Below are 15133 nucleotides of genomic sequence, written 5' to 3' on the forward strand. Positions count from 1 at the left end.
GCCCATTTTTCGTTTATAAATTTGCTCCGATTTTAAATATGAGCCAGTATCAATAATGAACTATCAAAAACTTAAACTTGCAAAGGATTTTGTATGGCTATTGATACATTGATTACTATTGGCGTCTTTACCGTCGTCGCACTGTTATTTATTTTCGCCGGAGTAAAAACCGTTCCGCAAGGCAATAACTGGACGGTAGAACGCTTCGGTCGCTACACGCATACCCTAAGACCGGGTTTAAACTTGATCATTCCGTTTATTGATAAAGTTGGACAACGCATCAGCATGATGGAGCGTGTTCTCGACATACCAGCTCAAGAGGTCATCTCTAAAGACAACGCGAACGTAGTTATTGATGCGGTGTGTTTTGTTCAGGTTATCGATGCCCCTAAAGCGGCCTATGAAGTGAACGACCTTGAGCACGCGATTCGTAACTTAACCCTCACCAATATCCGTACTGTATTGGGTTCTATGGAACTGGATGAAATGCTCAGCCAGCGTGACATGATCAATACCAAACTGCTGAACATCGTCGATGAAGCAACTAATCCTTGGGGTGTAAAAGTTACGCGTATTGAAATTAAAGACGTGCAACCACCAGCCGATCTTACCGCTGCGATGAATGCTCAAATGAAGGCAGAACGAAACAAACGTGCTGATATTCTAGAGGCCGAAGGCGTAAGACAAGCAGAGATCCTAAAAGCGGAAGGTCACAAGCAGTCAGAGATCCTGAAAGCGGAAGGTGAAAAGCAAGCCGCAATACTTCAAGCAGAAGCTCGTGAACGTGCTGCAGAAGCAGAAGCGAAAGCAACGGAAATGGTATCAACGGCGATTGCTCAAGGTGATATGCAAGCCGTAAACTACTTTATTGCACAAGGCTACACTGACGCACTGAAATCAATTGGCCAAGCAGAAAACGGTAAGATCATCATGCTACCGCTTGAAGCAACAGGCCTAATGGGTTCTGTAGCAGGTATTGCAGAGATGTTTGCGCATAAGAATGACAAAGGTAGTAAGGACTAACTTATGGTCGAATTACTAGAACAAGTAAACCACTGGCACTGGCTAGCATTTGGTCTAGCACTGCTTGCACTTGAACTGGTTGGAACCGCTGGTTACTTTTTATGGATAGGCATATCTGCCATGTTGGTCGGTGCACTTTTGGGTGCTCTACCAATTGGTTGGCAGATGCAATGGCTGTCCTTTGCAAGCTTCTCATTGATCACGACTTGGTTGTGGTGGAGAAGACAACTCTCAAATGACAAGCAATCGGATGCAGGGCGAGAGTTAAACCAAAGAGAAAAGCAACTGGTAGGTCAAACAGCTCGAATCGATACTGACATTCAAAAAGGCAAGTGCCGTATCCGTCTAGGTGATACTACGTGGTCAGCTGTTACTGCCCAAGACTTAGAAGCAGGCACAGAGGTAATCGTCACTGCTGTAGATGGCATAGTATTAACGATTACTCCTAAAGAGTAACTCAAGCATTCCTTATTAAAGCCATAAGTAACCCACTTATGGCTTTTTCTCTACAAGTGAGTCAATGATCGGGCAATGGCTATTTGAGTCACCTGGACATTGTTCAACCCACTCTTTCAATGTTTTCTGAATTGCCAAAAGATCTTCAATTTTTTGGTTTACTTCTTCCAATTTACTCAGCGCTTTTGCTTTAACGTCGGCACTTTCGCGACAAGGATTGTCAGCTAATTCAACAAGTGCACGGCACTCATCGAGTGAAAAACCCGCACTTCTCGCTTTCGCAACTATACCAAGTTCTTTAATCTGCTTCTTCTCGTAGCTTCTATAGCCATTTTCCGAGCGTAAAGGGGCAGTGATAACCCCTTTGTCTTCATAAAGACGAATAGACTTCGTTGATAGATTAGTAAGTTTAGCGGCTTCACTTATGTTCATGATATTACTCTAATAAGCTGATATATCTTCGGCATTAATTACCTTTGAGGTGCTAGCAAATAGTACACCTAGAACACCTCAATGCATAATAAATATAATTTAAGAAAATAAAGTCTGCCACTTATAACTGTTTTACCTTAAATAATGTAAATAACATGCTTTTATAGGTACTTATCACAACAAAAAATCAATAAGTTACTGATTGATATATTTAAATTAACTATTGTTATTTTTTATTGAAAATTTTTATATAACTTTGACCTTTCATCAACCGTATACATAATTGAGTATTAAGCATGGCGTTTAAATGCTGTTTATTTTATTTTTTGGTAAGTATAAAGGATGACAAACATGAAAATTTTAACTTTAGTACTAGCTTCAGTATTTATTTTTTCAGCTCCAGTCTCTATTGCACAAAACAATGCAGGAAAAGTATTTGGTGCAGGTGTTCAGTGCACATTCAGTGACGGAGCGATAAAGCAACTGCCCCGTGAACTGTGCAAAGCATATGGCGGCACACATCAATAATGACAATGGGTAGGTTTAAGTTAATCGTTTCTAAGCCTACCTAAACTTATAGAAATCAGCACCAATAAATGCGTCCCAACCTCTTTGCCACTCAGCTTTGATCATCACCTCCTGAGGCATATCGGCACATTGATCTGTGTACCGTGTTCCTTTTATACCTTTTTCAAACGCTTTATAGGGATTACAAAACTCTAGTTTTCCTTTTTCATAACCAGCAAGATACGCAGGTTCATCAAACTCCACCTTTTCTTTAATATCAGCCAATGAGTCATTATCTATCACGTAGCCACGAGATCCAAAACGCTCCCCCTGACCATACCAAAACTCAGACGCTGTTTTCGGTGAAGAAGTACATGCAGCTAAGCTACAAACCATTAATGTAATTGGAATAATACGTTTCATAAATATCTCCTAAAAGCAAAAAAGCCGGGCAAATGCCCAGCTTTTCTATTTCTTATCTAACTTACTTAACTCCAAAAGGAATTGTTAGTGCTAGTTTGAAATCGGTCTCATCATTGAATCCGTTAGAGTAAACAGCCCAATCATTTGCGTTAGTGTCATTGTAATAGTTAGTGTAGTAGAAGCTAATGTTAGCATCTTTCAGTGCACCAGCTTGAATCGCGTAGTTCGCGAAGAAACTATATGCATACTCTACTAGTTCATCGTAGCCGTCTGCTTTCGCACCCGCGCCATAAGCACCACTTACACCAGCACTGAAGCCTGTACCACCAATATCAGAGAAGTCACGAGATGATGATAGGAAGAACGCATATTCGCCATCGTGGTTAAAGTCAGATCGGTTGTTCCACCAAATATCATAAGCGCCATTAGAGCCACCATAAGCCTCTGTTAAGCGATATGACATATTACCAACATTGCCACGAGTATCTTCAGAATCAGCAACTGTGTATGTTGCTTCTGCACGGAAGCTGTATTGACCCATAGACATAGATGTCAATAACGCAGTTTGGAATGCTGTACTATCAAATTGGTTGTCATCGTCGACTACGTACAATTGAGGAGACCAGTATAGGCCACCATCCGTTGTACCCTTAACTTTAACATGGAAGTTCTTACGATCACCATCTGTCAGAGCACCGTAACCAACGTCAAAAGAAATACCGTTATCTAACGCATAGCGAGCACCTATTGAGTATACTTCACCAGCATCATTACCAGCACCGTCTTGGAATTCGTAAGTTTCTTTGAACCAAGGTGCTTTATAGTTATCGGCCACAACAAGACCAAGAGAAAGATCACCAAAACTAGCTCCAACTTCACCACCGCGGTATGTTCCAGGAGCGAATGACCAGTTAACACCTAATGAGCTTGGTACAGAAGGTTGGAAGTAACCAAGCTGAGCATTTACATTCTCGCCAAACTTAAACTTCATTGCTGCTTTTGCAAATGAAACACCATTGTCAGTGTTATCGCCGCGCCCATCTTCCCAACAGTCTGTAGAATAAACTGAATCACATTGGAAGAAGTTCATCTCGTGACCACCACCCCATTTGCCAGCTTCTTGCCACATATCAAATGTGCTGTATACAACAGCGTCAACACCAACAACGTCCGCTACATAACCAGAGTGGAAGCCTAAATTAGCAAAAATAGAGCCGTGGTCTAAGTTAGCAGTTTTTGCTGTATCGTTACCGTTTGCATCTTTACCAGCTCGGTCACGAGCACGCATGAAAAAGTTTAGGTTACCGCTAATTGTCGACTCAGCGAAGAACTCTGATGCCTGACTTGCATACTCAGGGCCGATAGGATCTTCAGCCATAGCTGGGGCAGCAGAAAGCGCACCTACCATTGCTGCTGTAATCGCAGATACTTTAAAAAATTTGTTTTCCATGGAATAAAACTCCTAAAAATGGATATAGCTGTTTGAATATTCCCCGCCTAAAGTTGGCCGCCGTAGAGAGAAATACCTTTTCTTGTTTGAGAACCCTTAACGCTGAATTCTCTATTTCCTTTCTGGGTATACACATCGTGCATCCATGGCATTAAGACTAACTTCGCACTCAAAAAGATCAATGAGAACTTAATTTTCATCTAAAAAAATATGAGTTGGTGCAAATTTAGTAGGTACTTAGTGATCCAGATCGATAAAATGAAAACCTCACAACCCAAAATGTTAATTCCAAATAAAAACAAAAACTTAAACAAAAACACCTTTTATAAAAATAGATATGACTCGCATTTTAAGTACAACTAGAACAGCATTTCATTAATGTTGAGCACCATCACTGTCCTGATTTGAGACTTCGTATAGGCACAAAATTCTCAACAAACAAAAAGATTGCGAATTTAAAACAAACACAAAAAAGGCACTCCTTTGAAAGGAGTGCCTTTGAGCTTTTTTTATCTGAATTTACTTACGATATAAGGGCAATTAGATCTTCTTCGGTTCTTATTTCGATTCCTAAATCTTGTGCTTTAGTTAGTTTAGAACCCGCAGCTTCACCAGCAAATAAGATATCAGTTTTCTTCGATACGCTACCCGTCACTTTCGCACCTAATGCTTGTAACGCCGCTTTCGCTTCAGTGCGTCCTAGCTGAGACAATGACCCCGTTAACACAACCACCTTACCTTCTAATGGCAATTCTTGATCATCTGCAACTTCTTCGATTACAGGCCAATGCACACCAAGCTCTATCAACTGATCGACAACCGCTCTGTTTTTCTCTTGTGAGAAGAAGGTGGTGATGTGGCTAGCAACGATATCACCAATATCTGACACTTCTACTAACTGTTCATGAGTGGCTGCCTGAACCAGTTCCAGCGTCTTAAAGTGTTGTGCTAGGTTCATCGCTGTCGCTTCACCGACTTCACGAATACCGAGCGAATAGAGGAAACGCGCTAATGTCGTGTCTTTGGCTTTATTCAGCGCACTCACGACGTTTTGTGCTGATTTAGGCCCCATTCGGTCAAGGACAGTAATCACGCCAGCACTGAGCTTAAATAAGTCAGCAGGCGTTTCTACCATTTCACGGTCCACAAGTTGCTCAATTACTTTCACGCCCAGTCCATCAACGTCTAGCGCCTTTCTAGAAACAAAGTGCTTAAGCGCTTCTTTACGCTGAGCCTGACACACCAAACCGCCAGTACAACGCGCTACCGCTTCACCTTCAACACGCTCAACGGCAGAACTACACACAGGGCAAGCATCAGGGAAAACAATGTCTTTCGCAGTCTCAGGACGACGATCTTGTACAACCGCGACGATCTGTGGAATGACATCACCAGCTCGACGAATAATAACGCTATCGCCTACCTTCACACCTAAACGAGCAATCTCATCAGCGTTATGTAGCGTCGCATTACTCACCGTCACACCACCAACAAAGATAGGTTCCAGTTTAGCAACAGGCGTAATAGCGCCCGTACGGCCTACCTGGAACTCAACATCGTTAAGCAGAGTGATCTCTTCCTGCGCTGGGAATTTGTAAGCAATCGCCCAGCGAGGAGCTCTAGCAACAAAGCCAAGCACTTCTTGTGCGGCAATATCGTCGACTTTGATAACCACACCATCAATTTCATAAGCCAGAGCATCGCGACGAGTCATGATATCTTGATAATAAGCCTTTACGTCCTCAAGTGAGCTAAGCTGCTTAGTCTCAGGACACATAGGTAAACCCCAGCCTTTCAGCTGTAAGAAGCGTTGATAGTGGCTATTAGAAAGCTCGGCGCCCTCTACAACACCAACACTGTAGGCATAGAAAGCCAGCGGACGTTTCGCTGTAATGCGCGAATCAAGTTGGCGTAGGCTACCTGCTGCGGCATTACGTGGGTTAACAAAGACTTTTTCGCCTTTCTTCAACGCCATCTCATTTAATTTATCGAAGCCTGCTTTTGGCATGAACACTTCACCACGAACTTCGATACGCTCAGGCCAGCCTTCGCCTTGTAACTTAAGTGGAATCGAACTGATCGTACGTACGTTTTCTGTGATGTTTTCGCCAGTCGCGCCATCACCACGAGTCGCAGCTTGAACTAAGGTGCCATTCACATAGAGCAAGCTCACAGCAAGGCCATCAAGCTTAGGCTCACAACAGAAAGTTTTAAGGTTCGCGGTTGGTGCTCTATCCGACATACGCTTATTAAACGCATCTAAGTCTTCGTCAGAGAATGCATTGTCTAGAGAAAGCATTGGGATTTCGTGAGTCACTTGCGTGAAGCCATCTAAAGGCTGACCGCCAACACGCTGACTTGGTGAATCCACCGTCACAAGCTCTGGGTTCTCTTCTTCGATCTTTAGCAATTGCTGCATTAATCGATCGTACTCGACATCAGGGATCTCAGGGCTATCTTCTACGTAATAACGAACGGCGTGATAATGCAGAGTTTCTCTTAACTGCTCTAAGGTAACTTGAATCGATTCTTTCATATCATTCTCTGTCGTGATTGAAATATCAAAAAGGGCTCCCTTAGGAGCCCTTTTCTATAAATATAGATTATTTACAAGGCTAAACAATACGGCTAGGCATTCGATGCCGTCATAAAGTCTCTGATTTGCTTGCGGTAGTCAGATAAACGGTTTGGTGTCATTAAGTTACGCGACTCATCCAATACGTTTCCGCCCATATCATCAGCAATTTTCTGCGCCGCACTCAGCATCACATTGAAGTTTTGATCAGCTTGACCGTAACAAGGCAACGTCATAAAGAACGAAATACCTTTAGTCGTGAAGTCAGCTGGGTCATCATGTTCTAGAGTGCCTGGCTGCATCATGTTCGCTACGCTGAAAATAACTTTTGGTTCGTCACTCGACTGTGCAAAGCAGTGGTAGATAGACATCTCACCATAAGTTAAACCGTTGTTCTCCATGCTGCGGAAAAGCTCAGAGCCCACGAATGGGATCTCTCCAGCACAGTGAACATTAAGAACGATAACTTCTAAGCCAAGTTCTTCATCTGGTTTCGCTTCTTCAACAGGCGCGCTTTGTGGAGTAACGACTGCTTTCGCAACAACAGGCTCACTTTGAGTGAACGTTTCGTTTGGAACAAGTGGATCATCAACCGTCTCAGAAGTTTCTTCAAACGAACCGTACTGCTCTTTAAAGCCTGCATGGTTTTCTTTTTGTTCGTCGGTCAACTCAAAGCTTGGAACTTCAGGCTCAACAACCTTCTCTTCTTCAAGCTCTTCCGGCTCACTTTCAACCTTGATTGGGTCTTCAACACTGAAAGAAGGAAGATCATTCAATTCGATGTCGTCTTCGTGAGCTTCTTTCATTTGTGGCGCTGTAAGTGGATCTGAATCGATCAGAGGATCAGTCGCAGATGGCGAAACAGCAAAATCCGGTTCTTTACGTTCTTTTCGGATTATCTCAAAATCATCTTCTGGGGCGAATGAACGATTTGGGATAGTTTCTGCTTCATCTAAGCTATCGTTATCAAGCTTACCAAGCGGCTTATCACCAAACTTTGCTTTCCCTTCTTTTTTACTCGTCCACAGACCGTGGAACAATAATGCGGCGATAGCTAGTGCGCCAACAATAATGAGTACAAATCGCAATTCCTGCATTTTTCGCTCTCAGCTTTCTTAGTCAACTAGCGATAAAGACGCTGTCACTAAGTTGGGTTAATTTGGCCAATCTCACTACTCTATCAAAAGTAGCCACTGTTTTAGAACAACTTAATACAATTAGTTCCTTACATGGTGTGATTTTCGCCACGCTTTTTTTCTTAATTTCGGTCGAGTACACTAGACATGTTTGCTATTTAATCAAATTCACATGTGACCTAATTTAAATATGACTATTGAATCTGTTCCACGCTCAGGCTTTGGCTATTTTATTTTCGGAATAAAAATCGCTTTATCACCGAGCATTCGCAAGTTTGTACTACTTCCTTTGATCGCTAACGTGTTGCTTGTTGGTGGTGCCTTGTTTTATATCTTCTCCAATCTAAACACTTGGATTGAAGGTTGGATTGGTGCATTGCCAAGCTTCTTGTCTTGGTTGTCATACATTTTATGGCCGTTACTTGTCTTAACCGTCTTGGCCACGTTCTCGTATTTCTTTAGTACGCTCGCTAACTTCATTGCCGCACCGTTCAACGGTTTACTCGCAGAAAAAGTGGAAGAGTTGCTGAGCGGTAAAAAAGTCAATGACGATGGTTTACTTGATGTTCTCAAAGATACCCCACGTATATTAGCGAGAGAATGGCGCAAACTTGTCTACGTTCTGCCAAAAGCGATCGGTTTATTCCTACTTTTGTTAATTCCAGCACTAGGACAAACCGTTGCACCGTTTTTATGGTTCATCTTCACAGCATGGATGTTAGCAATTCAATACGCCGATTACCCATTCGATAATCATAAAATCAAGTTCGATGACATGAGAAACAATTTGAAACAAAAACAAGGTAAGAGCTACAGCTTTGGCGCGCTTGTTTCTGTGTTCACTACTATTCCAATTTTAAACCTGATTGTGATGCCCGTTGCCGTTTGTGGCGCGACAGCAATGTGGGTTGCTGAGTTTAAAGACCAAGCTCTACGCTCACGTCTATAAGTTCTCGTCTCTAACCCTGCCTATACTTCCTAGTTTCGCCTATCTTTTTGAAGTTCTGATTTCAATAAAGATAGGCGTCAATTCTGCTACATATCTATATGATATAACTTTTTAATCCTTTTACCTTTTTTTCAACTTGTTTAATCTAAATTCAAGCTGAACAAACATCGAAAGACACTAGACGGTAAAGTGATTGATATACTACGTTTAGTTCTGTCATTAAATGAAGGAATATCGCATGAGCAAGATCTACGAAGACAACACCCTAACGATTGGTAACACACCTCTAGTCCGCCTTAACAAAGTAAGCAAAGGTAACGTCCTAGCTAAGATCGAAGCTCGTAACCCAAGCTTCAGTGTTAAGTGCCGTATCGGTTCAAACATGATCTGGGAAGCGGAAAAAGCAGGTACGCTGAAGCCAGGTATCGAGCTTGTTGAACCTACTAGTGGTAACACTGGTGTTGCTCTTGCATTCGTAGCCGCAGCGCGCGGTTACAAGCTAACGCTAACTATGCCTGAGTCAATGAGCCTAGAACGTCGTAAGCTGCTTAAAGCGCTTGGCGCAAACCTAGTGCTAACTGAAGCACCAAAAGGCATGAACGGCGCGATTGCTAAAGCAGAAGAGATTGTTGCTTCAGACCCAGACAAGTACCTACTACTTCAACAGTTCAACAACCCAGCTAACCCACAGATTCACGAGCAGACGACTGGTCCTGAAATTTGGGAAGCAACAGACGGCGAAATCGACGTGTTTGTAGCGGGTGTTGGTACGGGCGGTACTATCACTGGTACAAGTCGTTACATTAAAGGTGAAAAAGGCAAAGCGATTACTTCAGTCGCGGTTGAGCCGGCTGAGTCTCCAGTTATTGCACAAGCGCTTGCAGGTGAAGAAATCAAGCCAGCTCCGCACAAAATTCAAGGTATCGGTGCAGGTTTTATCCCTGGAAACCTAGATTTAGAAATTATTGACCGCGTAGAATCGGTAACTTCTGAAGAAGCGATTGAGATGGCTCAACGCCTAATGAAAGAAGAAGGTATCCTTGCTGGTATCTCATCTGGTGCAGCTGTAGTAGCCGCTAACAGAATCGCAGAACTCCCTGAATTTGCAGGAAAAACTATTGTAACGGTACTACCAAGCTCTGGTGAACGTTACCTAAGTACAGCCCTATTTGCTGGCATCTTTACGGAAAAAGAGAACCAACAATAATATGTGGTCAAATCAATTTTTCGTCCAAAAAAGCCCCGTTTAGGGGCTTTTTTGTTGATCCCTGCCCCACCTTTGGTAATATCGGGTCTGTTTTATTTTTCGCTTCAAAATAAAAGAAGCAATAAACAAATTCTGAAAGTCATGAGTACTCAACAAAAGACGACCATGGCTGGATAAAAATTTATAACCAGTCTAAGTTCTAACACGAACATGGCGTACTAGCCTCTAGCGCATTTGGGCTAAAGCAGTTAAGCTAATCTGGTTACAAACTTACAAAAAATAAATTAATTGGGGTATATAAAATGTACGAGAAGCAAGTAGAAATCACAGCAGAAAACGGTCTTCACACTCGTCCAGCTGCACAGTTCGTTAAAGAAGCAAAATCTTTCGACGCTGACATCACAGTGACTTCTAACGGCAAAAGCGCTAGCGCGAAAAGCCTGTTCAAACTACAAACTTTAGGCCTAGTAAAAGGTACTAACGTTACTATTTCAGCTGAAGGTCCTCAAGCTCAGCAAGCAGTAGACCACCTAGTTGCTCTTATGGATCAACTACACTAATACGGTCTCCTTCTTTCAAAGCCATTTTGCACAGCAAAGTGGCTTTGTTCGAAATAGATAGGAATAAGCGCGACATTAGTCGACGACTTAAAGTCACACACTCTCCCGTTTACAGTTGAACAACTAAGGTAAGGCTATGATTTCAGGCATCCTAGCATCTCCTGGTATTGCTTTCGGTAAAGCACTACTACTTCAAGAAGATGAAATTGTCCTAAACACTCAATCTATCTCTGACGACCAAGTTGAAGCAGAAGTACAGCGTTTCTTTGACGCTCGTAACAAATCTTCTCAACAACTTGAAGTTGTTAAGCAAAAAGCACTTGAAACTTTTGGCGAAGAAAAAGAAGCAATCTTTGAAGGCCACATCATGCTGCTTGAAGATGAAGAGCTAGAAGAAGAGATTTTAGCACTCATCAAGAAAGACAAGATGCACGCAGACAACGCGATCCACACTGTGATCGAAGAGCAAGCTGTTGCACTAGAGTCTCTTGATGATGAGTACCTAAAAGAACGTGCAACTGATATCCGTGATATCGGTACTCGTTTCGTTAAAAATGCACTAGGCATCAACATTGTTTCTCTAGCAGACATCAATGAAGAAGTTATCCTAGTTGCTTACGACCTAACGCCATCAGAAACTGCACAAATCAACCTAGACTACGTTCTTGGTTTCGCTTGTGACATCGGCGGTCGTACATCTCATACTTCAATCATGGCACGTTCTCTTGAGCTTCCAGCTATCGTTGGTACTAACGATATCACTAAGCAAGTTAAGAACGGCGACATGCTTGTGCTAGACGCGATGAACAACAAGATCATCATCAACCCTTCTGAAGCTGAACTAGCAGAAGCTAAGAAAATCAAAGCAGATTTCGAAGCAGAAGCGGCTGAACTAGCAAAACTAAAAGATTTGCATGCTGAAACTCTAGACGGTCACCGTGTAGAAGTTTGCGGCAACATCGGTACAGTAAAAGACTGTGACGGTATCCTGCGTAACGGCGGTGAAGGCGTTGGTCTGTACCGTACTGAATTCCTGTTTATGGACCGTGACGCGCTTCCTACTGAAGAAGAGCAATACGTTGCTTACAAAGAAGTAGCCGAAGCAATGGAAGGCGAGTCAGTGATTATCCGTACTATGGATATCGGTGGCGACAAAGACCTACCATACATGGACCTTCCACAAGAGATGAACCCTTTCCTAGGCTGGCGTGCAGTACGTATCAGCTTGGATCGTCGTGAAATCCTACGTGACCAACTACGTGGTATCCTACGTGCATCTGCACACGGTAAACTACGTATCATGTTCCCAATGATCATTTCTGTTGAAGAGATCCGTGAACTGAAAAAAGCAATCGAAGAGTACAAAGTTGAACTTCGCGCTGAAGGCCTAGCTTTCGATGAAGAAATCGAAATCGGCGTAATGGTTGAGACTCCAGCAGCTGCTGCAATCGCACACCACCTAGCGAAAGAAGTATCTTTCTTCTCTATCGGTACTAACGACCTAACGCAATACACTCTTGCGGTAGACCGTGGTAACGAAATGATTTCTCACCTATACAACCCACTATCTCCTGCTGTTCTTACAGTAATCAAGCAAGTGATCGACGCATCACACGCTGAAGGTAAGTGGACTGGTATGTGTGGTGAGCTTGCTGGTGATGAGCGTGCAACGCTACTTCTTCTTGGTATGGGTCTAGATGAGTTCTCTATGAGCGGTATCTCTATCCCTAAAGTTAAGAAAGTAATCCGTAACTCTAACTTCGCTGAAGTTAAAGCTATGGCTGACGAAGCACTATCTCTACCAACAGCGGCTGAAATTGAAGCTTGCGTAGAAAAGTTCATCGCTGAGAAAACTCAGTAATCGCCAATCGCTTAATAACGTTAGACGGCTAAAAATAGTCGTCTAATTTGTTAGATTGGTATAGTATATTCTACAGAATAAAACTAAACGTTAGGAGCATGACACAATGGGTCTGTTTGACAAACTGAAAAAGCTTGTATCTGATGACAGCGCTGATGCTGGTGCAATCGAAATCATCGCACCTCTTTCTGGTGAAATCGTAAACATCGAAGATGTGCCAGATGTAGTTTTCGCTGAGAAAATCGTTGGTGACGGCATCGCGATCAAACCAGCTGGCGACAAAATGGTAGCTCCAGTTAACGGTACTATCGGTAAGATCTTCGAAACTAACCACGCATTCTCTATCGAGTCTGACGACGGTGTTGAGCTTTTCGTTCACTTCGGTATCGATACTGTTGAACTTAAAGGCGAAGGCTTCACTCGCGTAGCTGAAGAAGGTCAATCTGTTAAAGCTGGTGACACTATCATCACTTTCGACCTAGCGCTTCTAGAAGAGAAAGCGAAATCTACGCTTACTCCAGTTGTTATCTCTAACATGGACGAAATCAAGGAGCTGAACAAGCTTTCTGGTTCTGTAACTGTTGGCGAAACTCCAGTTCTTAAAGTAACTAAGTAATTTCGATTACTTAACTGCTTTAATTAAAACGCTACCTAAGGGTGGCGTTTTTTGTGCCTGCTATATTGCTCAAGTTCCTTAAACAACAGTTCTAACTACCACTCTTCACCTCATTGTAGACAACTCCTCAATAAGCCACAGCAATCCCAATCCTTGATTGCCAACTAACCACCCTACTTTGTTATTGAACCAAGTTAAACGCCATTCTAGGCACAGATCCCGCATGTTAAATCACGCGTTATGACTTCAAGCAGACAACAGATCTCTGATATCTCGCTCGACTCGATTCTGGGATGACGGATAGCGCTCAACTAACTTATAAAAACTTCGCGAATACGAAAAATAAACCTGGAATACCAACCTCTCTTTAAAAGCGAGATTCCTGATACCTCGTTATACTCGGTTCTGGAATGACGATAAAAGCCTTTATTCTAATTGAGCTGTTACTTACTCAAACCAACCGTACTTATTCTACAAAGCAATGGGATCAGCATCTCCCTATCACCGTCATTCCCTACAGTGAGGAACGAACGTGATAGGGAATCTCGCTTTTGGCCTTTACCACTGCCCTAAATTCTCTACTTCGCCAAATTACAGGCAATAAAAAACCCAGCCGAAGCTGGGTCTGTTTAGCGCTCATCTCTCACCACGAGCTAATTTGTGGAAGCCTTGCGTCAACACTATTGGTCAACGTGGCTTTTCAATCGATTAACCTAGTAGGCTAAGTGCCGAGTTCGGTGCTTGCTTCGCTTGAGCAAGAATCGAGCTTGAAGCTTGAGAAAGGATCTGAGACTTAGTCATCTGAGTCGTTTCTTTCGCGAAGTCGGTATCTTTAATACGGCTCTTAGATGCATTAACGTTTTCGTTAATGTTGTCTAAGTTGCTGATTGCGTGGTCGAAACGGTTTTGGAAAGCACCTAGCTCAGCACGGTGGCTGTCTACGTACTTAAGTGCCGCATCGATGACTGCTACAGACTCTTGTGCGCCGCCAACAGATGTTACATCGATAGTATCAACCGTTACGTCTTTAGCCGCTTGAATACCTAGCTCACCAGCAAGACCGCCAGAGAAAGACACATCGCCGCTCACTTTGTTGTTGCCTGTGAACATTTGCAGCTTGCCATCTTCAGTAACAGACGCTTTAACAGAGTCTTGTTGACCGTTGATGTAAGTCGCTAGCTCTTCGATATCGTCACCCGCTTTTGCGCTGATGTCGATCTCTTGTGCTTGACCAAAGTTATCAGTGAACGACAGTTTTAGGTCGTTAGAGCCCGCTTGAACGTTCCAGTCTTTGTCTTTCGCGTTCTCTGTTTGGTAGCTCTTACCACCCATCTGAGCGTTATCAGAGCGCATGTCTTTCAGTTGAAGCATTACCGCTTCACCGTTGTCTGCACCGATTTGGAATGATTTAGTACCGTGAGTACCGTTAAGCAGTTTGTTACCACCAAAAGACGTCGTTTCCGCGATACGGTTTAGTTCGTCGTTCAGTGCTGTTACTTCTTCTTGAATCGCTACACGCTCAGATTTTGAGTTTGAGCCGTTTGAAGATTGTAGAGACAAATCACGCATACGTTGCAGGATGTTCGTTGTCTCATTCATTGCACCTTCAGCAGTTTGTGCAATAGAGATACCGTCGTTCGCGTTACGTACAGCAACATCAAGACCACGACTCTGAACGTTCAAACGGTTAGAGATTTGTAGGCCTGCAGCGTCATCTTTTGCGCTGTTGATTTTAGAACCTGAAGCTAGACGCTCCATTGATGTTTGTTGTGCGCTGTTTGCGTTGTTTAGGTAACGTTGCGCTGTCATCGCTGAAACGTTTGTATTTACATTCACTGCCATGGTGACTTCTCCAATTGATTTTCCGGTATAGCGGTTTCCGACGTCTCGGAAAACCAAGTAGTTATCTCTAAGTTACTTTTAATAACGGCGTGACTG

Annotated in this window: 15 protein-coding genes; 8 read left to right on the plus strand and 7 right to left on the minus strand. The window is 43.0% G+C overall.

Annotated elements, in window-relative coordinates; all coding sequences use genetic code 11:
• Positions 1-93: 93 nt before the first annotated feature.
• Positions 94-1023, plus strand: a complete 930-nt coding sequence (locus OQJ75_RS00225) for an SPFH domain-containing protein (RefSeq protein WP_017629595.1) — start codon at positions 94-96, stop codon at positions 1021-1023.
• A gap of 3 nt (positions 1024-1026) precedes the next feature.
• On the plus strand, positions 1027-1479 hold the full coding sequence (locus OQJ75_RS00230) for an NfeD family protein (protein WP_210447608.1): 453 nt from the start codon (positions 1027-1029) through the stop codon (positions 1477-1479).
• Positions 1480-1515: 36 nt separating this feature from the next.
• Here OQJ75_RS00230 and cueR read toward each other — a convergent pair whose 3' ends face one another.
• Positions 1516-1911: a Cu(I)-responsive transcriptional regulator gene (cueR, locus tag OQJ75_RS00235; protein WP_265970455.1), complete on the minus strand. Its 396-nt coding sequence runs from the start codon at positions 1909-1911 to the stop codon at positions 1516-1518.
• 351 nt (positions 1912-2262) lie between these two features.
• Between cueR and OQJ75_RS00240 the strand changes: the two genes are divergently transcribed.
• Positions 2263-2439 (plus strand): hypothetical protein, encoded by a 177-nt coding sequence (locus OQJ75_RS00240; RefSeq protein ID WP_265970456.1) that lies wholly within the window; start codon positions 2263-2265, stop codon positions 2437-2439.
• Between the two features lie 36 nt (positions 2440-2475).
• Here the strand turns inward: OQJ75_RS00240 and OQJ75_RS00245 are convergent, their stop codons facing one another.
• The 5 genes from OQJ75_RS00245 to zipA form a co-directional block, all read right to left on the minus strand.
• Positions 2476-2841 (minus strand): DUF2799 domain-containing protein, encoded by a 366-nt coding sequence (locus OQJ75_RS00245; RefSeq protein WP_265970457.1) that lies wholly within the window; start codon positions 2839-2841, stop codon positions 2476-2478.
• Between the two features lie 61 nt (positions 2842-2902).
• Positions 2903-4291, minus strand: a complete 1389-nt coding sequence (locus OQJ75_RS00250) for a multidrug transporter (protein WP_265970458.1) — start codon at positions 4289-4291, stop codon at positions 2903-2905.
• A complete protein-coding gene (locus OQJ75_RS22515) occupies positions 4272-4427 on the minus strand; it encodes a DNA ligase (RefSeq protein ID WP_323054418.1) in 156 nt (51 codons plus the stop codon). Before OQJ75_RS22515 ends, OQJ75_RS00250 begins: the two co-directional genes overlap by 20 nt.
• A gap of 387 nt (positions 4428-4814) precedes the next feature.
• Positions 4815-6827: an NAD-dependent DNA ligase LigA gene (gene ligA / locus OQJ75_RS00255; protein WP_265970459.1), complete on the minus strand. Its 2013-nt coding sequence runs from the start codon at positions 6825-6827 to the stop codon at positions 4815-4817.
• 92 nt (positions 6828-6919) lie between these two features.
• Positions 6920-7963 carry a cell division protein ZipA gene (gene zipA / locus OQJ75_RS00260; protein WP_265970460.1) on the minus strand — a complete coding sequence of 348 codons (1044 nt, stop codon included), beginning with the start codon at positions 7961-7963 and terminating at the stop codon, positions 6920-6922.
• A gap of 229 nt (positions 7964-8192) precedes the next feature.
• Here zipA and cysZ point away from each other — a divergent pair, with 229 nt between their 5' ends.
• The 5 genes from cysZ (at position 8193) to crr (ending at position 13195) form a co-directional block, all read left to right on the plus strand.
• Positions 8193-8951 carry a sulfate transporter CysZ gene (cysZ, locus tag OQJ75_RS00265; RefSeq protein WP_132743161.1) on the plus strand — a complete coding sequence of 253 codons (759 nt, stop codon included), beginning with the start codon at positions 8193-8195 and terminating at the stop codon, positions 8949-8951.
• Between the two features lie 238 nt (positions 8952-9189).
• Entirely contained in the window at positions 9190-10158 is a 969-nt protein-coding gene (cysK, locus tag OQJ75_RS00270) for a cysteine synthase A (RefSeq protein WP_017061934.1), read from the plus strand.
• 302 nt (positions 10159-10460) lie between these two features.
• A complete protein-coding gene (locus OQJ75_RS00275) occupies positions 10461-10718 on the plus strand; it encodes an HPr family phosphocarrier protein (protein WP_004734263.1) in 258 nt (85 codons plus the stop codon).
• A gap of 136 nt (positions 10719-10854) precedes the next feature.
• Positions 10855-12579, plus strand: coding sequence for a phosphoenolpyruvate-protein phosphotransferase PtsI (gene ptsI, locus OQJ75_RS00280; protein WP_048660880.1), 1725 nt, complete (start codon positions 10855-10857; stop codon positions 12577-12579).
• A 106-nt stretch (positions 12580-12685) separates the two neighbouring features.
• The gene (gene crr / locus OQJ75_RS00285; protein ID WP_004737851.1) at positions 12686-13195 is read left to right on the plus strand and encodes a PTS glucose transporter subunit IIA; all 510 of its coding nucleotides are present in this window, start codon (positions 12686-12688) and stop codon (positions 13193-13195) included.
• Between the two features lie 708 nt (positions 13196-13903).
• On the opposite strand, the gene OQJ75_RS00290 is transcribed toward crr, so the two are convergent.
• Complete coding sequence (locus OQJ75_RS00290; RefSeq protein ID WP_102300543.1) at positions 13904-15037, minus strand: flagellin; 1134 nt, start codon at positions 15035-15037, stop codon at positions 13904-13906.
• Positions 15038-15133: the final 96 nt, after the last annotated feature.

The sequence above is a fragment of the Vibrio sp. 14G-20 genome (assembly GCF_026241515.1).
In the GTDB taxonomy this organism is placed as follows: Bacteria; Pseudomonadota; Gammaproteobacteria; order Enterobacterales; family Vibrionaceae; genus Vibrio.